Source organism: Janthinobacterium sp. GL_088, from assembly GCF_057837845.1.
This window is the reverse complement of sequence record NZ_CM174453.1, coordinates 5,002,892-5,024,298: the sequence shown is the minus strand read 5'-3', so window position 1 is coordinate 5,024,298 and position 21,407 is coordinate 5,002,892. Positions and strand designations below refer to the sequence as shown.

The window sequence follows — 21,407 nt, the reverse complement described above, 5'->3', positions numbered from 1 at the left end:
AGGTTTTATATCTCCATGACGGCACGGCCCAAGCATGCACTATGGCGGGAGGGACACCTCCAAAGTGCACACCTCTGTTCGTTTTCTGGCTGGATTGACCCTCTCAGTTTGACCGGCCCTCCATGTCTTCGCGAACGCCGCGACCCTGTCGCAAGACCCCTCGAATCCCAATTCCTTCAAATCCTCGTGAATCTGTTTCAGCGTGCGCCGCTGCTTGCGTGATCGCGCCGCCTCGGTCTTCAGGAGTGCAGAAAGCTGGAACGCGTATTTGTCGATGGCGCGGGTAGAGCGCCGTTCAGAGTAAGCTGGCTCAATGGTTTCCGATCGCAGATAGCGCCGGACGGTGTTTCTAGAGATACCCAAACGCCTGGCTATCTCTCTCAAAGGGACCTGGTCGCGAATGTGCCAGCGTCGAATAATGCCTAGTAATGCCCACATCGATCACTCCAATTCCCCACTCAATGTCATGAGCAGGATTGTGTCTTATACGTGGGTCAGTTCGGTTTGCAAATTATGTGGCAAAGGGGGTCATATTTCGCTGCAAATCAACAGCGGACGCTCAAACATCCCGCGTCTGCAACTTCATAGCGGGCGTCTCGCGCTTTTAGGTTTCGCAGTAGCTTATGGTTCAATGCCATATCATGATCCTCATCACTGTGTACACTTGAATGTACACAGAGTTCATGGCAGTAGTTGAAACAGGCTGAACATCTGTGACCCAGGAGTGTTTATTAACTTGTTGAATATAAAGGGAATTATGCCACAAGTGGGAATGGATGAATTTTGTTGAATAGATTGAATACTTGTATGGGGTGCATGGGGGCGGAAGTTCGAATCTTCTCGCCCCGACCATTAGATTCAAGGAGTTACAGCGCAAGCTGTCTAGAAACCCAGTACTGTATTATACGTTTGTATAATATCGGTACTGGGTTTTTCCGTTTACGTGACGTATGATTTCTCATCGCCGCATGCCGATGGCTGCTACCGGCCGCCATGCGGCGGTCAAACGGTCCTGCATATTTTGTCTGAACTTACATCCGCCACCATGACGATTTCCGAATTTCTTACCGCTGTTCGCACGCCATACATCGGCACCTTGGCACGGGCCGCCACGCAGCTTGCATCGCATGTGGAGCCGGCATACAGGCAAAGCGATGGATCGCTGGCCGTCGAAGGCGCACTCGGCCTTCCTTGCAGAGCCGACGTCATCCCAATGGAAGGGGCCGCTGCGGGTCAATCGATTCAAGTCGACTCCGAGACCCGGTTGGAGTTTGAGGCAGTCACTTTTGCGTCGGGTGCGGGTGAAGTGGTTCTTGCACCGTTCGTGTGGGATTGGATGCCGCTCGAAGTGCGTGGCCTGAGCCAGGAGGCCGTTTCAGACGTTTTTCAGGCGTGGTTCCTGAAGTGGTTCGATACCGACGATGAAAATGTAGCTACTGCAGAAGGCCTTTTCGGCGTCGTCCACTTCATGTCTGAGCTGGAACCCACAGACGCGGGCTGGAGAGTGACGGTTGATCTTGGCTCGTCGCCGGTGAGCGCAGTTGAAGATTTCCTGTTTCGCATATTGGATGCCGGCGCATCTCAAGTTCGGGTCGGCTGACCCCATGCAATTCAATGCAGCCGCCTGACCAGTCATTCAAGCCATCGCAGAACGTCGGATTATTGCGTGTGCCATGCATGCCAGCCCGCTTTTGCCGGCGCCTGCCTTTGCCTTTCATTCCCCGTTTCCCCCATCCTGTCCCTTGATTTCCGTTCCCTGTCGCGTAGTCAACCTGGCAATACTGCTTTGGCCTATGATCTGCTGGCACATGCACGTGTGAAGTTTTCCTTCATTCATCAACCATGAGGTGTCCATGATCCGCTATGTCCTGCCTGTCCTGTTGTTCGCCGGCGCACTGCCGGCGCACGCCCAAGTCCCTGCCAAGGAAACGCCGCTGATCGAGCGGGCCAAGCTGTTTGGCAATCCCAGCAAGTCCGGTGGCAAGCTCAGTCCCGACGGGCAGTGGCTGTCATGGATCGCGCCGCGCGATGGCGTGCTCAATGTGTGGGTGGCGCCGGCCGGCGACCTGGCGCAGGCGCGCCCGCTGACGGAAGAAAAGGTGCGGCCCATCCGCAGCAGCTTCTGGTCGCCTGATTCGAAGACCCTGCTGTTCATCCAGGACAAGGGCGGCGATGAAAACTTCCTGCTGTACGGCGTGAACGTGGCGAGCGGCAAGCAGATCAACTACACGCCGTTCGAGAAGACGCGGGTGCGGATAGTCCAGATCAGCAGCAAGGTGAAGGACCGCATCCTCGTCGGCATCAATAACCGCGATGCGCGCTGGCACGACGTGTACAGCCTGGAGCTGGCCAGCGGCAAGCTGACCCTGGTGCAGCAGAACGATGGCTATGGCGGCTATGTCGCAGATGAACTGCTCAACTTGCGCATCGCCAGCAAGGCGCGCGCCGATGGCGGCATGCAGTATTTCCGCCTGGCCGATGGCAAGGTCGAGAGCACGCCGCTGGCCGAAGTCGGCCTGGAAGATGCGCAGACCACGTCGCCACTGGGCTTTACGGTCGACGGCAAGACCTTGTACTGGACCGATTCGCGCGGCCGCAATACCTCGGCGTTGCTGGCGCAGGATGTGGCCAGCGGCAAGACCACGGTGGTGGCGCAAGACCCGCGCACCGACATCGCCGACGCGCTGTACGACACGCGCACGGGCCGGGTGCAAGCCTATACGGTCAATTATCTGCAGCAGGAATATCTGCCGCTGACGGACGAGCTGAAAGGCGACCTGGCCTTCCTGAAGAGAAATACGAAGGGCCAGTTCACGGTGACGTCGCGCACGGATGCTGACGATAAATGGCTGGTAAGCGTCGATGCCATCACGGCGCCGCCATCGAGCTGGCTGTATGAGCGCAAGACCAAGAAGCTGACGCGGCTGTATGTGACGCGTCCGGAACTGGAAGGCGCGCCGCTGGTGCCCATGTATGCGCAGCAGATCAAGGCGCGCGACGGCCTGACCCTGGTGTCCTATCTGACCTTGCCGCAGGCATCGAAGGCGGGCGCCGGCGGCACGCCTTCGCAGGCGGTGCCGATGGTGCTGCTGGTGCACGGCGGCCCGTGGGCGCGCGATACGTATGGCTACAATGGTTATCACCAGTGGCTGGCCAACCGCGGCTACGCCGTGCTGTCGGTGAACTTCCGCGGTTCGACGGGCTTCGGCAAGCAATTCATCTCGGCCGGCGACCTGCAGTGGGGCCGCAAGATGCATGACGACTTGCTCGACGCCGTGCAGTGGGCGGTGCAGAGCGGCGTGACCACGGCCGACAAGGTGGCCATCATGGGCGGCTCGTACGGCGGCTACGCCACCCTGGCCGGCATGGCGTTTACGCCGACGACGTTTGCCTGCGGCGTCGACATCGTCGGCCCGTCGAACCTGTTTACCTTGCTGCAAACCATCCCGCCATACTGGGAAGCGGGCAAGCAGCAGTTCTACAAGCGCATGGGCGACCCGACCACGGAAGAGGGCAAGGCGCTGCTCAAGGAGCGTTCGCCGCTGAACTTTGCGCAGAACATCCAGCGCCCGCTGCTGATCGGCCAGGGCGCGAACGACCCGCGCGTCAACGTGGCTGAATCGGACCAGATCGTGGCGGCCATGGCGGCGAAGAATATTCCCGTGACGTATGTGCTGTTTCCCGATGAAGGCCATGGCTTTGCCCGGCCCGTCAACAACATCGCCTTCAATGCGGTGACGGAGAACTTCCTGGGGCAATGCCTGTCTGGCCGCGCCGAGCCGATTGGCGCCACCCTGAAGGCATCCACTGCGCAGATCAAGCATGGCGCCGAGTTCGCGCCGGGGTTGAAGCAGGCAATGCAGTAACGCTGCCAGCATGTGGCGCGGCCTGCGGGGCAATCTGCCGGGCAGGCCGTGCTGCCCGCTGACAAGAAGTTCCGCGCCGGTGGCTTGCAATGTGACAGCTTCCGGCGTTGCGTGCGTACAACTGATGGCGGGGTGTGCGAGGCCGCATTCGATGCGGCCACTGCCGATGACGCGGCAGCCATGCGCCGCAGAAATCCGCCGTGCAAGGTGGATTTCTGCTGTGGCGCAGAGCATACCGGACGGGAGAGCGGGCGGAAAACCCTTGCTGCTGCCTGGGAAAACTGGCGTCGGGCCGCGCCAGCATGGTTCACGGCGAGTTGGTCAATATAGCCATCCATGCGCCTTTCTTTTTCATATTTGTTGCTAAATAAATACACTCTTTTGGCAACAATTGATTTTCATTAAAAACTTCCCTATTTGATAATATTTTATAGTTGCTTTCTTTGTAAGTCGTAGTAGCATAGATTGACTTAAAGCAAGGTTCAATCATGCTGGAAAGCCATCTTCAGTCCTGTTGGCGGTCGTTGTCATCGGCGTGCAGGTTAGCCATGACCGTTATCAGTACCAGGCCCAGCGCCAAGATAAATGTATCGAGGGAAGACAAATGTTTCTAAATTTCACGAAATTTGGATGGCTATCCACGCCCGTCCGGGGTGTTGATGGCTGCATTGCCAGAGTCCATGGCGCGCCGCCTGCCCAAGGTCTGGCGCCGTCAATGCTGATGTACCTGGCGGGAACTTTGCTATTTGTCTTGCTGTTCCTTTTTTCCAGCCAGGCTTCCGCCGCCAGCACCTGCCCGAGCCCGCGCGCCGTCAGCATCGTAGCGGGGGGAGAGTATTACGAGGATTACACCAATGCGCCTTGTTCCCAGTTCGGCCTGACGGGAACCCTGGTGGCTCCGCTGTATGGCACGCTGGAAGATTCGAATGCCACGAATGCCGTGCGCTACCGGAATACCAATCTCAGCGCGACCTCGGACACGTTTACCGTCAGGGATGATGTGGGGCAGCCCATCGTGTACAACGTCACGATCACCTCCGCCATCGTGCTGTCGCCGGCTACCCTGCCGAATGCCACGGTGGCCCTGACTTACCCGACGACGACCATGACGGCGACGGGGGGCGCGGCACCGTACACCTATGCCATCAGCGCTGGCGCCTTGCCGGCTGGCATGAGCTTGAGTGCTGGCGGTGTGCTGTCGGGTACGCCGACAGCGGGCGGCACCTTCAACTTCACCGTGCGCGCCACCGACTCGCTGGCCATCAATGGCACGCGCCCGTATACGCTGACGGTCTCCGCGCCCACCATCACCATCGCGCCGACGACCTTGCCGGCAATGACAGTCGGTCTCGCCTACAGCCAGGCCATCACCGGCGGCGGCGGGACGGCAGCGTACAGCTATGCCGTCACTGCCGGCAGCGTGCCTGCGGGCTTGAGCCTGGCGGCGAACGGCACCTTGTCCGGCACGCCGACGGTAGCCGGGGCATACAGTTTTACCGTCACCGCCACCGACAGCAGCGCAGGGAGCGGTCCGTACACGGGGGCACGCGCCTATTCCGGCACGGTGGCGGCCGGTGCACCAGTCGCCAATGCCAGCAGCGCCATAGTGGCTTACGGCAGCAGCGCCAATCCGCTCACACTGAGCCTGAGCGGCGGTGCGGCGACATCGGTGGCCATCGCCTCCGGCGCCTCGCACGGCACGGCGACGGCCAGCGGCACCAGCATCACCTACACGCCGACGGCAGGTTACGGCGGACCTGACAGTTTTACTTACACGGCCAGCAACGGCATCGGCACCTCGGCACCGGCCACCGTGACGATCACGGTCAGTGGCCCCACGATCACGATTGCACCCTCCACCGTACCAGCGGGAAGCGTCGCTACGGCCTACAGCCAGACCGTGACGGCCGCGAACGGCACGGGGCCGTACACCTACGCGATCAGCGCCGGTTCCTTGCCAGCCGGGTTCAGCTTGAATACCGCCACCGGCACGCTGTCGGGCACGCCGACGGCGGGCGGCGTCTTCAACTTCACCTTGCGGGCCACGGACAGTTCGACGGGCAGCGGCCCGTATTCCGGTGCGCGCGCCTATTCGCTGACGGTGGCGGCGCCCACGATCAGTATCGCGCCAACGACCCTGCCGGCAATGATGGCCGGCGTCGCCTACAGCCAGGCCATCACCGGCGGCGGCGGGACGGCAGCGTACAGCTATGCTGTCACTGCCGGCAGCCTGCCCACCGGCTTGACCCTGGCGGCGGACGGCACCCTGTTCGGCACGCCGACGGCCACAGGCGCGTACAGCTTTACCGTCACCGCCACCGACAGCAGCACCGGCAGCGGACCCTACACCGGCGCGCGCGCCTATTCCGGCACGGTCGCGGCCGGTGCGCCAGTTGCTGGCGCCAGCAGCGCCTCGGTGGCCTACGGCAGCAGCGCCAACCCGATCACCCTGAACCTGAGCGGCGGTGCGGCAACGTCGGTGGCCGTGGCCTCCGGCGCCTTGCACGGCACGGCGACGGCCAGCGGCACCAGCATCACCTATACGCCGACGGCAGGTTACGGCGGGCCTGACAGTTTTACTTACACGGCCAGCAATGGCGTAGGCACCTCGGCACCGGCCACCGTCACGATCACGGTCAGCGGACCCACCATCACGATTACGCCAAGCACCGTGCCCCCGGCAACTGTGGGAACGGCCTATAGCCAGAACGTGACTGCAGCGAACGGCGCCGCGCCCTATACCTATGCGATCAGCGCCGGTTCCCTGCCAGCCGGACTCAGCCTGAATACGTCCACCGGTTTGCTGTCGGGCACGCCGACGGCGGCAGGCACGTTCAATTTCACCGTGCGCGCCGAGGACAGTTCGACGGGCAGCGGCCCGTATGCCGGTGCGCGTGCCTATTCGCTGACGGTGGCGGCACCGGCGGTCGGCATCGCACCATCGACCCTGCCGGCCATGACGGCAGGCGTCGCTTTCAGCCAGGGCGTCAGCGCCACGGGCGGCACGCCAGCATATAACTATGCCGTTACCGCCGGCAGCCTGCCCACCGGCTTGACCCTGGCGGCGGACGGCACCCTGTCCGGCACGCCGGCGGCAGCGGGCGCTTACAGCTTCACCATTACCGCTACCGACAGCAGCACCGGCGCAGGCGCTCCCTTCTCTGGCTCACGCGCCTATTCCGGCAGCGTGGCACCGGGTGCGCCCATTGCCGGCAATGTCAGCGCCACGGTAGCCTACGGCAGCAGCGCCAACCCGATCACCTTGAGCCTGAGCGGTGGCGCGGCAAGCTCGGTGGCGGTGGCTTCCGGTGCCTCGCACGGCACGGCGACGGCCAGCGGCACCAGCATCACCTACACGCCGACGGCCGGTTACGGCGGGCCGGACAGCTTTACCTACACGGCCACGAACGGGATCGGTACCTCGACCGCGGCCACCGTGACCATCACCGTGGGCACGCCGACGGTGACGATAGTGCAAACCAGCGTAGCTGGTGGAACAGTCGGCGCGGCCTACAGCCAGACCCTGACGGCCGCAAATGGCCTGGCACCATACACCTATGCGATCAGCGCCGGTGCCTTGCCGTCCGGCCTGAGCCTGTCCAGTGCCGGTCTGCTGGCGGGCACGCCGACGGCCGGCGGTACCTTCAACTTCACCGTGCGCGCCACGGACAGTTCCACGGGCAGCGGTCCCTATGCTGGCGCGCGGGCTTATTCGCTGACGGTGGCGTCGCCAACGGTCAGTGTTGCGCCGTCGACCCTGCCGACAATGACGGCAGGCGTCGCTTTCAGCCAGGCCATCACCGCCACGGGCGGCACGGCAGCGTACAGCTATGCCGTCACCACCGGCAGCCTGCCGGCGGGGCTGACTCTGGCGGCGAACGGCACCCTGTCGGGCACGCCGACGACGGCGGGAGCGTACACCTTCAGCATCACCGCCACGGACAGCAGCACCGGCAGCGGACCGTATGCAGGCGTTCATGCCTATTCAGGCACGGTGGCGATCGCCGTGCCCGTCGCTGGCGCCGTGACCACCACGGTGGCTTACGGCAGCAGCGCCAATCCGATCACCCTGAACCTGGGCGGAGGCGCGGCGGTCTCGGTGGCCGTGGCAGCGGTACCCGCGCACGGCACGGCGACGGCCAGCGGCACCAGCATCACCTACACGCCGACGCCAGGCTACAGCGGCAGCGACAGCTTTACCTACACGGCCACGAATGGCAGCGGCACGTCCGCTCCCGGCACCGTGACGGTCACCGTGGGCGCGCCGACGGTCAGCCTGGCTCCGGCCAGCTTGCCCAACCCGACGGCGGAAGCGGCTTACAGCACGACCCTGACGGCGACGGGCGGCACGGCGCCGTACAGCTATGCCGTGGTGGGCACCTTGCCCGTTGGCCTGAGCCTGAACGCAGCCACCGGCGTGCTGTCCGGTACGACGAATGCGGCCGGTAGCTTTACATTCAGCATCAAGGTCACCGACAGCAGCACGGGCTTGGGCGCGCCATTTAGCGCCAGCAACAGCTACACCCTGGCCGTGGCGGCGCCGGTATTGACCCTGACGCCGGCCAGCCTGGCGGCGATCCGCGCCGGCGACGCGTATAGCCAGACATTCACGGCCAGCGGCGGCATCGCACCCTACGTCTACTCCTTGAGCAGCGGCGCCTTGCCGACTGGCCTGGTGCTCAATGCGGCGACGGGCATCGTCAGCGGCACGCCGACGGTGGCGGGCAGCTTTGCCTTTACCTTGCAAGCGAAGGATGCGCACCAGTTCACGGTGCAGCAGGCGCTGACCTTGCAGGTGAACCAGGCGCCGCCGCCGGTGCCGAATGAAACGGCGACCACTTCGGCGAACCAGGAAGTGAGCCTGACCATCGCGTCCACGGATGGCAGCCCGATCACGGACGTGACCATCGTCACGCCGCCGCAGCACGGGACCGTCACGGTGGTTGCGAGCGGCGCGGCGGGGGGCGGCAGCGGCCGCTCTTTCAAGGTGTCGTATGTGCCGAATGCGAACTACTTCGGCCCTGACGCCTTCAGCTACACGGCGACGGGTCCGGGCGGCACGTCCGCGCCCGCCACGGTCAGCCTGACGGTGGCGCCGCAGCCCGTGCCGGTACCGGTCGCCAAGACGGCGATAGTGCTGGCCGGCACGCCGGTGACCTTGAACGTGACGCAAGGCGCGACGGGCGGGCCGTTCACGGCGGTGGCCATCACCACGCAGCCGGCCAGCGGCACGGCGGTGGTCAATGGCCTGGACATCGTCTACACGCCAGGCATCAACACCAGCGGCGACATCCGCATCGGCTACACCGTGTCGAACGCGTTCGGCACCTCGGCGCCGGTGACGTCGACGATTGCCGTCAATCCGATGCCGCAGGTACTCAGCCAGAGCGCCACGGTGGTGGCCGGCCTGACGGTCACCGTCGACCTGACGGCGGGCGCCACGGGCGGCCCGTTCACGGCGGCGAATGTACTCAGCGTGGCGCCGGCGGAAGCGGGCAAGGCGGTGGTGCGCGATGTGGGCACGGCCGGCAAGCCGTCGTACCAGCTGAGCTTTGCGGCTTCGGGCAAGTTTGCCGGTGCGGCCGTCGTCAGCTATACCCTGAGCAATGCCTTCGCCACCTCGAAACCGGGCGTGGTCAACGTGACGGTGACGGCGCGGCGCGACCCGTCGGTCGATCCGGAAGTGATCGGCCTGCAGGCGGCGCAAGCCGATGCGGCGCGGCGTTTCGCCAGCGCGCAGCTGTCGAACTTCACGCAGCGCCTGGAAAGCCTGCATGGCGATGGCTGGGGACGTTCCAGCTTTGGCCTGAGCCTGACGCCGCCGAACGACAGCGGTAACCCGACGGCGGCGCTGGCGCGCTGGCAGGCGGACGAAGCGGACCGCGTGTTTGGCGCGGCCGTGAAACCGTTCATGCGCAAGGCGGCCTTGCGCCAGCCTGACACGGGTTTCAGCAGCGACCGGCAACAGGTTGATGTCAGCGGCGCCACGCAGGGCTTGCCGGACATGCCGCAAAAGCCGGACACGCAGAAGCAGGCGTTGTCGCTGTGGCTCGGTGGCGCGGTGGATTTCGGTCAGCACTATGTGAATGGCCGCGAGACGGGCTTCCGCTTCCGCACGAATGGTGTCAGCGTGGGTGGCGATTACCGCCTCAGCGACCTGGCCACCCTGGGCGTGGGCGCCGGTTTCAGCCATGATCGCAGCGACGTGGGCCAGAACGGCAGCCGCAGCACGGCCGACAGCGCCGTGGCGGCTGTGTATGGCAGCCTGCGTCCGAGCAAGGGCGTCTTCCTTGACGGCGTGCTCGGCTACGGCACCCTGCAGTACGACGCCTCGCGCTACCTGTCCGATGGCAGCGGTTTCGCCACGGGCGAGCGCGACGGCAAGCAGGTGTTCGGCGCCCTTGTCGGCGGTATCGAGATGCGCCAGGAAACCTGGATGTGGTCGCCGTATGGCCGCGTGGAACTGATGTCGGCCAAGCTTGATCCGTACACGGAGAAGGCGGCGGGCATTAACGCGCTGAGCTACTTCAAGCAGACCGTGCGTTCGCGCATCGGCGCGCTCGGTGTGCGGGCCGAGGGCATCTATGTGGGCGGCCTGGGCACGTGGTTCCCGCGCGCGCGGCTCGAGTACCGGCACCAGTTCCAGGGCGCCGATGATGCGCGCCTGGCGTATGCCGACCTGGTGGCCGACGGCCCCGTGTACGTGATCCGCACGGTGCCGCAGCAGACGGGCAACTGGGCGGCCGGGCTGGGCGTCAAACTGCTGCTGTCGAACGGCATGACGATTACGCTGGACTACAACAGCAATCTGAACATCGATAGCGGGCGGACCCAGTCGGTGATGTTCGGCATCGCCATGCCGCTCAAGTAGGGCTGCGAATCACGGAGTGACGCCACGGGGCGGGAGCAGCTTGCTTCCGCCCCGTGGCGCATGTGACGCCTGTTTTTTTCATGTCATTGCCGTGCCAGGGCGGCAATGATTCCATTAGAATCAGGCATCGTCTTGACCACACTGCTTACGGAATGGAATACCTGGAATGATGAATGTACTGACCCTCGAACATTTTGCCGCGCGCGTCAACGAGACGTTTGTTGCGGCCGCTGACGGGAATGCCGCCTTTGTCCTGAAGGAAGTGCGCCCGCTGCCGACAGCGACCCTGGAGGGCTTGATGCGCAAGCCGTTCAGCCTGCTGTTTCACAATAGCTCGCCCATCCTGTTCAACCAGAAAATCTTCCAGATGCAGCATGAGGCGTTTGGCGAGGTGGGTATCTTTCTGGTGCCGGTGGCGCGTGACAGCCACGGCTTTCTGTACCAGGCAGTGTTTAACTGAGGCCAGTACGGGGAGAAAGGCAGGGCGGGCGCCGCGATGGCGCCGCCTGCCTGGATTAATCCAACTTAATCAAACGACGGGAATTCGCCTTGCAGGGCGATGCAGAAATTGACCGCCAGCAACGGCTGGCGGTTTTCGTGCGGCTGGCCGCCGCCAGCGGTACCGATCGCCGCAGGGGCCAGCGTGACATTGGGTGGCGTCGTCGGCACGAATGCGGACGTGCCGCCAAGCGCAATCAAGCCATCGCCACTGAGCGGTGTGTTGTGCTGCAGGCCGGCGGTGGGCTGGCGGTACACATTGAGCTGATGGGTGTGGTTCGGGATCTCCGTGACGTTCAACGTGACACTGTTGCTACCGAAGGTTTCGCCCATCACGCGCGGTGTCAGTCCTGGTCCTTGTCCCTGGCTGCAGGGAGCGCGTCCCGTGAAGTTGGGCAGCTGGAAGGTGGTGGTGCCATTGCCGCCATACTGCGTGCCGATCAATGAAAACAGGGCACTATATTGCTGGATTTGCAGGGTGGCGCCATTGCAGCTGGCCCAACCGTAGGGTGTGAAATTGAAGCCGAAGACTTGTATCTCGCCAATGTATGGTGATGTCACGGTAGGTTCTCCTGATCGATGTTAGTGGCTGCGCTTGCGTGCCGGCTGTTATTGCTGCGATGGGAAAATGCCTGCCCATGCGATGCAAAATGAGGCGGTCAGGGTCGGCATGGTGTTCTCGTGCGGCAGGTTTCCGCCTGTCGCGCCCGTGGCGGTGGTTGCCAGCGCATAGGCGCTCAGGCCGGTCAGATCGCTCGTGTACATCTTGTCGTTATTCGACGGGGCCGTCAGCAGCAGGTTGGTTGCTGGCACATTCGCCGTCGCCAGGGTGCTGTTCACATTGAACGGGTGCGTATGCGTAGGAAGCTGGGTGGCCAGCAAGGTCACCGATTCGCTGCCGCTTCTCAGTCCGATGGGCCGGTTGCTCAGGCCGGGACCGGTGCCCATATGCAGGGGAACCTGGCCGCGCAGGTCGGGCACGGCAAAGGTGGTGACGCCATCACCGCCGTAGGTGGTGCCCAGCAGGACGAACAGTACCTCGTATTCGGAGATCGGTTTCAGGCTGCCGTCGCAGGCGAACCAGCCGCTGGGAATGCGGGGAAAGGAAAACAGGCGAATTTCGCCGACATAGGGTGTGGTCATGACTATGCTCCGTAAGAAGTGGCTGATTCGTTAGTTGCGCGACGGGAAGATACCGCTCAAGGCGATATTGAAGTTGATGACCGAGAACGGCTGCATATTGTTATGCGCCTGGTTGCCGCCGGTCAACGCCAAGGTCTTGTTGGAGAGGGTCACTTGCGGGCCAGCCGAACCGTAGATGGATTCCGCGCTGCTGCCGCCAAACAGGGTATTGGTGGGGTTTTTCGAGGTGCCGGGCGTGGTCACCGCATTGGCCGCATGCGTGTGCGGTGGCATCTCGGTCGATATCAAGGTGACAGCCTCCACTCCCGCGCGCGTGCCGATCTGGTAGGGAGTGGGTTGCCAGGAACCATCCACCGAACCGCCTGCACCAACAGGGGTACTGCCTTGCAAGTTAGGCAAGGCAAAAGTCGTACTGCCATTGCCGCCGTAATACGTGCCCAACAGCGCAAACAGCGCCTGATTCTGCGCAACTGGCAGCAATTGCCCGTTACATGCTGCAAAGCCACGCGGCGCAAAATTGAAACCGCCCATCATGATTTGTCCTAGATACACATCAGCCATCATCGTTCTCCCACGGTTGGAATGCCATCAAATGTTAAGAAAATAATATTTTCCATTTGTAATCAATATTGTGTTTTGAAAAACCCTTTTTGTTATAGTTACTTTATTGAAATCTCGGAGTAGCATACGTTGTCATATGGCAAGCGTCAACATCTGTTGGCACTCTGGAAGAGCTCGGAATGGGCATTGCCGGCGACCTGAAATCACGTTCATTTTTGTCTGAATTTCGTCTGAAAAACTCTGTATTGGAGAAACTATGTTGCGTACTTGCAACGATATTATTGGCCGCCCGGCACATTTTTTCCTGCTTGCCTTGTTTGCTGCAAAGCGGCAGCGAAGGGCGGAGCGCGCGGCCTTCGGGACATCCGTATCTTGCCGTCTCGGGCAGTGGTTCGCTTCGCTATGCCTGCTGGTGCTGGCGTTCGGCGTCACCCCCGCGCAGGCGGCTGGCCCGAGCGTTATCTGCCCTCCCACTCAGAGTTTTATCGTCGCCTCGGGTGCTGCGTATGTCATCGACCTGTCGAGCTGCAATACTTTTGGCCTGAACGATAATGCCGCCACGGCATTGCATGGCACGATTACCGGCCTCACCAACAATCAGGATAACAAGGCGACCTATACCAATAATGGTGATGGCGCGCTGTCCGATACGTTTGTGCTGCTCGACGAGTCGCAAGGAGAGATCACCTTCACGGTGACCGTCTTGCCTCCTGCCGCCGCCTTCACTGTGTCGCCGGGCAGTCTGACCGCGCCCGTGATTGGCGTGCCGTACAGCCAGGCCATGTCGGCGAGCGGCGGCGTGGCGCCTTACACCTACGTGCTTGATTCCGGCACCTTGCCGCCTGGCATTAGCGTATCGGCGAGCGGCGTGATTTCCGGCACCGTGACGGCCACCGGCTCCTTTGCCTTTGGCGTCAAGGTCGCCGATACGACCCCGGGCACGCCGCAGGAGGTCACCAAGAACTATTCCGTGACGGTCGCCATACCGATCCTGTCCATCACGCCCACGGTCCTGTCAGCGGGAGGATTGTCGACGCCCTACAGCCAGCAGATGTCCACTTCCAATGGCACCGCGCCCTATACCTATGTAGTGGAGTCGGGCAGCTTGCCGCCGGGCCTGACCTTGTCGAGCAGCGGCCTGATTTCGGGCACGCCAGGCAGCCTGGGTACCTTCAACTTCGTGATCAAATCGACGGATGTCACGGGCGGAAACGGACCGTATAACACGTCCAGAAGCTATTCCCTGGTGATCAACGCCCAGCCGCCGCCGACCATCACCGCCGTGTCGCCTGCCTCCGGCCCTGCGACCGGCGGCACGGCCGTCACGATCACCGGTACCGGTTTTACAGGAGTCACGGCGCTGAAGTTTGGCGCCAACAATGGTGTCAGCGTTACCGTGGTCAATGCCACGACCATGACAGCCACGTCGCCAGCGGGCAGCGCCGGCACCGTGAACGTGACCGTCACCGCAAGCGGCGGCACCAGCGCCACCGGCGCCGCGAACCAGTTCACATATATTCCTGCGCCAACGGTCACCAGCATTTCGCCCACGGCAGGACCGACCACTGGCGGCAGCACCGTCATCATCACGGGCACGGGCTTTACCGGCGCCGCGGCGGTGACCTTTGGCGCGACTCCTGCCACCGGCTTCACGGTCAACAGCGCCACGCAGATCACGGCGACGGCGCCAGCTGGCAGCGGCGGCACGGTAGACGTGCGCGTGACCACGGCGGGCGGCACCAGCGCCACCAGCGCAGCGGACCAGTTCACCTTTGTGCCGGCGCCGACGGTGACGAGCATTTCGCCCACGGCCGGCCCGGCCACGGGCGGCAGCACCGTCACCATCACCGGCACGGGTTTTAGCACGACGACGGCGGTGACCTTTGGCGCCACGGCGGCCACCGGCTTTACGGTCAACAGCGCCACGCAGATCACGGCGACGGCACCCGCCGGCACGGGCACGGTGGATGTGCGCGTGACGACGATTGGCGGTACCAGCGCCACCAGCGCCGCGGATCAATATACCTATTTGGCGGCACCAGCGGTGACGAGCATTTCGCCGACGGCGGGTCCGACTACCGGCGGCACGAGCGTCATCATCACGGGCACGGGCTTTACCGGCGCCACGGCGGTGACCTTCGGCGCCACATCGGCCAGCGGCTTTACGGTCAACAGCGCCACGCAGATCACGGCGACGGCGCCGGTGGGCAGCGCTGGCACGGTCGACGTGCGCGTCACTTCGGCCGGCGGCACCAGCACCACGAGTGCCAACGATCAATTTACCTACGTGGCGGTACCGGCAGTGACGAGCATTTCGCCGACCGCCGGTCCGGCGACCGGCGGCACCACGGTCACCATCACCGGCTCGGGCTTCAGCGGCACGACGGCGGTGACCTTCGGCGCCACGTCGGCCACGGGCTTTACGGTCAACAGCGCCACGCAGATCACGGCGACGGCGCCAAGCGGCACGGGCACGGTGGACGTGCGCGTCACCACCTCGGGCGGCACCAGCGCCACCAGCGCGGCGGACCAATATACCTATGTGGCGGCGCCGGTGGTCACGAGCATTTCACCGACGGCGGGTCCTTCTACGGGCGGCACTACGGTGATCATCAGTGGTTCGAATTTTAGCGGCACGACGGCGGTGACCTTCGGCGCCACGTCGGCCACCGGCTTTACGGTCAACAGCGCCACGCAGATCACGGCGACGGCGCCGGCCGGTACGGGTACCGTGGACGTGCGCATCACCACCGCTGGCGGCACCAGCGCCACCAGTGCAGCGGACCAGTTTACGTATGTGGCGGCACCGGCGGTGAGCGGTATTTCGCCGGGCACGGGGCCGGCTACCGGCAGCACCGCGGTCATCATCACCGGCTCGAATTTCAGCGGCGCTACTGCCGTGACGTTCGGCGCGACGGCAGCTACTGGTTTCACCGTCAACAGCGCCTCGCAGATCACGGCGACGGCGCCCGCCGGGACGGGCACGGTGGATGTGCGCGTGACCACGGTCGGTGGTACCAGCGCCGCCGGCGCGGCCGATCAGTTCACTTATTTCGGTGCGCCAGTTGCAGGCGCCGCCAGCGCCTCGGTGGCCTACGGCAGCAGCGCCAACCCGATCACCTTGAACCTGAGCGGCGGCGCGGCAACTTCCGTGGCCATCGCCACTGGTGCCTCGCACGGCACGGCCAGTGCCAGCGGCACCAGCATCACCTACACGCCGACGCCAGGTTATGGCGGGCCTGACAGCTTCACTTACACGGCCACCAATATCGTCGGCACCTCGGCACCGGCCACCGTCACGATCACGGTCGGCGCGCCTACCCTGACGCTGGCGCCAAACACCGTGCCCGTGGCAGGCGCAGGGGTGGCCTACAGCCTGAGCGTGAGCGCCGCGAACGGCACGGGGCCGTACACCTACACGATCAGTGCGGGCGCCTTGCCTGCTGGCATAACCTTGTCTGGCGCCGGTCTGCTGTCGGGCACGCCGACGGCGGTTGGCACCTTCAACTTCACCGTGCTTGCCACGGACAGTTCGACGGGCAGCGGCCCGTATTCCGGCACGCGCGCCTACGCGTTGACGGTGGCGTCGCCATCGATCAGCGTTGCGCCGTCGACGCTGCCGGCCATGACGGCCGGCGTCGCCTTCAGCCAGGCCATCACCGCCACGGGCGGGACGGCAGCGTACAGCTATGCCGTCACCGCCGGCAGCGTGCCGGCAGGCCTGAGCCTGGCGGCGAACGGCACCCTGTCCGGCACGCCGACGACGGCCGGCGCCTACAGTTTCACCGTCAGCGCCACCGACAGCAGCACTGGCGCAGGCGCCCCGTTCTTGGGCGCTCTCGCGTATTCCGGCACGGTGGCGATCGCCGTGCCCGTTGCCGGCGCCGTCACCAGCACGGTGGCCTACGGCAGCAGCGCCAATCCGGTCACCCTGAACCTGGGCGGCGGGGCGGCAACGTCGGTGGCCGTGGCCTCCGGCGCCTTGCACGGCACGGCGACGGCCAGCGGCACCAGCATCACCTATACGCCGACGGCAGGCTACAGCGGCAGCGACAGCTTTACCTACACGGCCACGAATGGCAGCGGCACGTCCGCTCCCGGCACCGTGACGGTCACCGTGGGCGCGCCCACGGTCAGCCTGGCTCCGGCCAGCTTGCCCAACCCGACGGCGGAAGCGGCTTACAGCACAGCCCTGATGGCGACGGGCGGCACAGCGCCGTATTCCTACAGCGTGACCAGCGGCAGCCTGCCGGCCGGCCTGAGCCTGAACACTGCTACGGGCGTGCTGTCCGGCACGACGAATGTGGCCGGCAGCTTCACGTTCAGCATCAAGGTCACGGACAGCAGCACGGGCACGGGTGCGCCGTTCAGTGCAAGCAGAAGCTATACCGTGACCGTCTCCGCACCGACCATCACGGTCACGCCAGGCACGTTGCCGGCGGCGACCGTGGCCACGGCGTACAGCCAGCAACTGACGGCCAGCGGCGGCGTCGCTCCCTATGCCTACACGGTGTCGAGCGGCAGCCTGCCGGCGGGTCTCACCTTGAACGGCAGTGGTTTGCTCAGCGGCACGCCGACGGCCGGCGGCAGTTTTACCTTGACCGTGCAGGCGGCCGATGCACACCTGTTTACCGGTGCGCAAAGCTATACCCTGACGGTGGCCTCGGCCACGGTCAGCCTGGCTCCGGCCAGCTTGCCCAACCCGACGGCGGAAGCGGCTTACAGCACGACCCTGACGGCGACGGGCGGCACGGCGCCGTACAGCTATGCCGTGGTGGGCACCTTGCCCGTTGGCCTGAGCCTGAACAGCGCCACCGGCGTGCTGTCCGGCACGACGAATGTGGCGGGCAGCTTCCCGTTCAGCATCAAGGTCACCGACAGCAGCACGGGCTTGGGCGCGCCATTTAGCGCCAGCAACAGCTACACCCTGGCAGTGGCGGCGCCGGTATTGACCCTGACGCCGGCCAGCCTGGCGGCGATCCGCGCCGGCGACGCGTATAGCCAGACATTCACGGCCGGCGGCGGCGTCGCACCGTATGTCTATTCCGTGAGCAGCGGCGCCTTGCCGACTGGCCTGGTGCTCAATGCGGCGACGGGCATCGTCAGCGGCACGCCGACTGTGGCGGGCAGCTACAACTTCACCTTGCAGGCGCGCGACGCGCACCAGTTCACGGTGCAGCAGGCGCTGACCTTGCAGGTGAACCAGGCGCCGCCGCCGGTGCCGAATGAAACGGCGACCACTTCGGCGAACCAGGAAGTGAGCCTGACCATCGCGTCCACGGATGGCAGCCCGATCACGGACGTGACCATCGTCACGCCGCCGCAGCACGGGACCGTCACGGTGGTTGCGAGCGGCGCGGCGGGGGGCGGCAGCGGCCGCTCTTTCAAGGTGACGTATGTGCCGAATGCGAACTACTTCGGCCCTGACGCCTTCAGCTACACGGCGACGGGTCCGGGCGGCACGTCCGCGCCCGCCACGGTCAGCCTGACGGTGGCGCCGCAGCCCGTGCCGGTACCGGTCGCCAAGACGGCGACGGTACTGGCCGGCACGCCGGTGACCTTGAACGTGACGCAAGGCGCGACGGGCGGGCCGTTCACGGCGGTGGCGATCACCACGCAGCCGGCCAGCGGCACGGCGACAGTCAATGGCCTGGACATCGTCTACACGCCAGGCATCAACACCAGCGGCGACATCCGCATCGGCTACACCGTGTCGAACGCGTTCGGTACCTCGGCGCCGGTGACGTCGACGATTGCCGTCAATCCGATGCCGCAGGTACTCAGCCAGAGCGCCACGGTGGTGGCCGGCCTGACGGTCACTGTCGACCTGACGGCGGGCGCCACGGGCGGCCCGTTCACGGCGGCGAATGTACTCAGCGTGGCGCCGGCGGAAGCGGGCAAGGCGGTGGTGCGCGATGTGGGCACGGCCGGCAAGCCGTCGTATCAGCTGAGCTTTGCGGCTTCGGGCAAGTTTGCCGGTGCGGCGGTGGTCAGCTACACCCTGAGCAATGCCTTCGCCACCTCGAAACCGGGCGTGGTCAACGTGACGGTAACGGCGCGCCGCGACCCGTCGGTCGATCCGGAAGTGATCGGCCTGCAGGCGGCGCAAGCCGATGCGGCGCGGCGTTTCGCCAGCGCGCAGCTGTCGAACTTCACGCAGCGCCTGGAAAGCCTGCATGGCGATGGCTGGGGACGTTCCAGCTTTGGCCTGAGCCTGACGCCGCCGAACGACAGCGGTAACCCGACGGCGGCGCTGGCGCGCTGGCAGGCGGACGAAGCGGACCGCGTGTTTGGCACGGCCGTGAAACCGTTCATGCGCAAGGCGGCCTTGCGCCAGCCTGACACGGGTTTCAGCAGCGACCGGCAACAGGTTGATGTCAGCGGCGCCACGCAGGGCTTGCCGGACATGCCGCAAAAGCCGGACACGCAGAAGCAGGCGTTATCTCTGTGGCTCGGTGGCGCGGTGGACTTCGGCCAGCATTATGTGAATGGCCGCGAGACGGGCTTCCGCTTCCGCACGAATGGTGTCAGCGTGGGTGGCGATTACCGCCTCAGCGACCTGGCCACCCTGGGCGTGGGCGCCGGTTTCAGCCATGACCGCAGCGACGTGGGCCAGAACGGCAGCCGCAGCACGGCCGACAGCGCCGTGGCGGCCGTGTATGGCAGCCTGCGTCCGAGCAAGGGCGTGTTCCTCGACGGCGTGCTCGGCTACGGTACCTTGCAGTACGACGCCTCGCGTTACCTGAGCGATGGCAGCGGTTTCGCCACCGGTGAACGTGACGGCAAGCAAGTGTTCGGGGCGCTGGTGGGCGGCATGGAGATGCGCCAGGAAACCTGGATGTGGTCGCCGTATGGCCGCGTGGAGCTGATGTCGGCCAAGCTTGATCCGTACACGGAGAAGGCGGCGGGCATCAACGCCCTCAGCTACTTCAAGCAGACGGTGCGTTCGCGCATCGGCGCGCTGGGCGTGCGGGCCGAGGGCATCTATGTGGGCGGCCTGGGCACGTGGTTCCCGCGCGCGCGGCTCGAGTACCGGCACCAGTTCCAGGGCGCCGATGATGCGCGCCTGGCGTATGCCGACCTGGTGGCCGACGGCCCCGTGTACGTGATCCGCACGGTGCCGCAGCAGACGGGCAACTGGGCGGCCGGGCTGGGCGTCAAACTGCTGCTGTCGAACGGCATGACGATTACGCTGGACTACAACAGCAATCTGAACATCGATAGCGGGCGTACCCAGTCGGTGATGTTCGGCATCGCCATGCCGCTCAAGTAATCAACTAGCCCTCAGCTTAGCCCTGATCGCCGGCCCGGAGCCAATCCGGTCCGGCGATTTTTTTTGTCCGCGCGCCATCACAGCGTCCACGGATGGTCTTCCGCGCCGGCAACAATGCCGCCCAGCAGTGCCTGGTCGCGTTCGGCATGGCTCTGGCGCAGGAAGACGGGCAGGTCGGCAACCAGGCGGGCGAAACGGGCATCGCGGCACAGGGGACCGGCGCCCAGCGCCCGCGTGGCCAGATGCAGGACCAGGGCGGCGGCGTCTTCCGTTGCCAGGCGCAGGCGCAGGGCCAGCCCCATGGCGTCGCGTTGCGGATGCAGGTCGATTTTGGCGGCTCCTTCGCGCAGCAGGGCGCAGGTGGCGCGCAGGACGCAATCGATTTGCCCCAGCTGCGCCAGGCGCACGGGGTCGGGGGCGGCGTGCTGCGCGCGCGCATGCAGGTGGCTGGCGACGGCGCAGGCCGCGCCATACCAGGCGGCCGCGATGCCCGCGTTGCCATGCCAGAAGCCGGGCCGCTGCAGATAGGCACCCGGTGCACCAACGGGATAGGCGCGCGCGGCAGAAAAAGTCACGTCGACGCTGGCACAGGCATGCATGCCGACGGCTTGCCAGCCTTCGTCCGTGACGTGCACACCGGGCTGCGACAAGGCCACCGAGGCGAGGCAAGCCTGGCCAGCGTCGTTCCAGCAGCTGACTAATGCGTGGCTGAGGCCCTGTGCCCCGGCACACCAGGCCTTGCGTCCATCGAGCACATGGCGGCCCTCGGCCGTCTGCCGCAAGCGGACGCGCGCGCCCGGCAGGTCCGTGCACCAGACGCCCCAGCTGCTGCCGGCCGGCACGGCGGAGCCGCCGATTTCCGCCAGGATGGCGAGCGCATCGGTATGGCCTTCATACAGCTTGAGCAGGGAGAGGTCGACGGCGGCGATGGCGGCCAGCATTTGCCAGCGCTGCAGGGTGGCGCCGTGGCCGGGTAGGGGCAGCAGGTCCAGTCCCGCGTCGCGCAAGCGCCGCAAGCCTTCGATGGGGTGGAAAGCGCTGTCCTGAGGCTGCAGCAGGGCGTCCAGTGCAGCGTGGGAGGGCAGGGGAAAGGCATGGTGTGACATGGCAAGCTCCTGTTTTTCTACAGGATAGCTTTTTATTTTTGCAATGTCTGTTTGATTTTACACAGACTCCCGTTCACGCTTGCGAGTCC

At 64.8% G+C, this 21,407-nt stretch carries 9 protein-coding genes and 1 pseudogene; 5 read left to right on the top strand and 5 right to left on the bottom strand.

Annotation, left to right across the window (positions count from 1 at the left end):
- Positions 1 to 69: 69 nt before the first annotated feature.
- Positions 70 to 438: pseudogene (locus tag AC3IQ7_RS22395) on the bottom strand (helix-turn-helix domain-containing protein); the annotation flags it as partial.
- Positions 439 to 1,045: 607 nt separating this feature from the next.
- Between AC3IQ7_RS22395 and AC3IQ7_RS22390 the strand changes: the two are divergent.
- The 4 genes from AC3IQ7_RS22390 to AC3IQ7_RS22375 all read left to right on the top strand — a co-directional run bounded on the left by AC3IQ7_RS22390 (position 1,046) and on the right by AC3IQ7_RS22375 (position 11,197).
- On the top strand, positions 1,046 to 1,600 hold the full coding sequence (locus tag AC3IQ7_RS22390) for a hypothetical protein (protein ID WP_489207358.1): 555 nt from the start codon (positions 1,046 to 1,048) through the stop codon (positions 1,598 to 1,600).
- Between the two features lie 253 nt (positions 1,601 to 1,853).
- Positions 1,854 to 3,866, top strand: coding sequence for a S9 family peptidase (locus AC3IQ7_RS22385; RefSeq protein ID WP_489207357.1), 2,013 nt, complete (start codon positions 1,854 to 1,856; stop codon positions 3,864 to 3,866).
- Positions 3,867 to 4,581: 715 nt separating this feature from the next.
- Positions 4,582 to 10,737, top strand: coding sequence for a putative Ig domain-containing protein (locus AC3IQ7_RS22380; RefSeq protein ID WP_489207356.1), 6,156 nt, complete (start codon positions 4,582 to 4,584; stop codon positions 10,735 to 10,737).
- Between the two features lie 166 nt (positions 10,738 to 10,903).
- Positions 10,904 to 11,197 (top strand): DUF6916 family protein, encoded by a 294-nt coding sequence (locus tag AC3IQ7_RS22375; RefSeq protein ID WP_322429425.1) that lies wholly within the window; start codon positions 10,904 to 10,906, stop codon positions 11,195 to 11,197.
- A 65-nt stretch (positions 11,198 to 11,262) separates the two neighbouring features.
- Here the strand turns inward: AC3IQ7_RS22375 and AC3IQ7_RS22370 are convergent, their stop codons facing one another.
- From AC3IQ7_RS22370 to AC3IQ7_RS22360, 3 genes are read right to left on the bottom strand one after another with little or no spacing between them, the layout of a single operon-like run.
- Positions 11,263 to 11,796 carry a phage tail protein gene (locus AC3IQ7_RS22370; RefSeq protein ID WP_322429426.1) on the bottom strand — a complete coding sequence of 178 codons (534 nt, stop codon included), beginning with the start codon at positions 11,794 to 11,796 and terminating at the stop codon, positions 11,263 to 11,265.
- Between the two features lie 48 nt (positions 11,797 to 11,844).
- On the bottom strand, positions 11,845 to 12,378 hold the full coding sequence (locus AC3IQ7_RS22365; RefSeq protein WP_489207355.1) for a phage tail protein: 534 nt from the start codon (positions 12,376 to 12,378) through the stop codon (positions 11,845 to 11,847).
- 30 nt (positions 12,379 to 12,408) lie between these two features.
- A complete protein-coding gene (locus tag AC3IQ7_RS22360) occupies positions 12,409 to 12,912 on the bottom strand; it encodes a phage tail protein (RefSeq protein ID WP_233516394.1) in 504 nt (167 codons plus the stop codon).
- A gap of 439 nt (positions 12,913 to 13,351) precedes the next feature.
- Between AC3IQ7_RS22360 and AC3IQ7_RS22355 the strand changes: the two genes are divergently transcribed.
- Entirely contained in the window at positions 13,352 to 20,212 is a 6,861-nt protein-coding gene (locus AC3IQ7_RS22355) for an IPT/TIG domain-containing protein (protein ID WP_489207354.1), read from the top strand.
- 77 nt (positions 20,213 to 20,289) lie between these two features.
- Here AC3IQ7_RS22355 and AC3IQ7_RS22350 read toward each other — a convergent pair whose 3' ends face one another.
- On the bottom strand, positions 20,290 to 21,318 hold the full coding sequence (locus tag AC3IQ7_RS22350; RefSeq protein ID WP_489207353.1) for an acyl-CoA dehydrogenase family protein: 1,029 nt from the start codon (positions 21,316 to 21,318) through the stop codon (positions 20,290 to 20,292).
- Between the last annotated feature and the right edge of the window lie 89 nt (positions 21,319 to 21,407).

Excerpts from the sequence above, each read along its gene's own strand:
- AC3IQ7_RS22385 (WP_489207357.1), top strand. The coding sequence starts at position 1,854 with ATGATCCGCTATGTCCTGCCTGTCCTGTTGTTCGCCGGCGCACTGCCG.
- AC3IQ7_RS22365 (WP_489207355.1), bottom strand. The coding sequence starts at position 12,378 with ATGACCACACCCTATGTCGGCGAAATTCGCCTGTTTTCCTTTCCCCGC.
- AC3IQ7_RS22350 (WP_489207353.1), bottom strand. The coding sequence starts at position 21,318 with ATGTCACACCATGCCTTTCCCCTGCCCTCCCACGCTGCACTGGACGCC.
- AC3IQ7_RS22375 (WP_322429425.1), top strand. The coding sequence starts at position 10,904 with ATGATGAATGTACTGACCCTCGAACATTTTGCCGCGCGCGTCAACGAG.
- AC3IQ7_RS22380 (WP_489207356.1), top strand. The coding sequence starts at position 4,582 with ATGCTGATGTACCTGGCGGGAACTTTGCTATTTGTCTTGCTGTTCCTT.
- AC3IQ7_RS22390 (WP_489207358.1), top strand. The coding sequence starts at position 1,046 with ATGACGATTTCCGAATTTCTTACCGCTGTTCGCACGCCATACATCGGC.
- AC3IQ7_RS22360 (WP_233516394.1), bottom strand. The coding sequence starts at position 12,912 with ATGATGGGCGGTTTCAATTTTGCGCCGCGTGGCTTTGCAGCATGTAAC.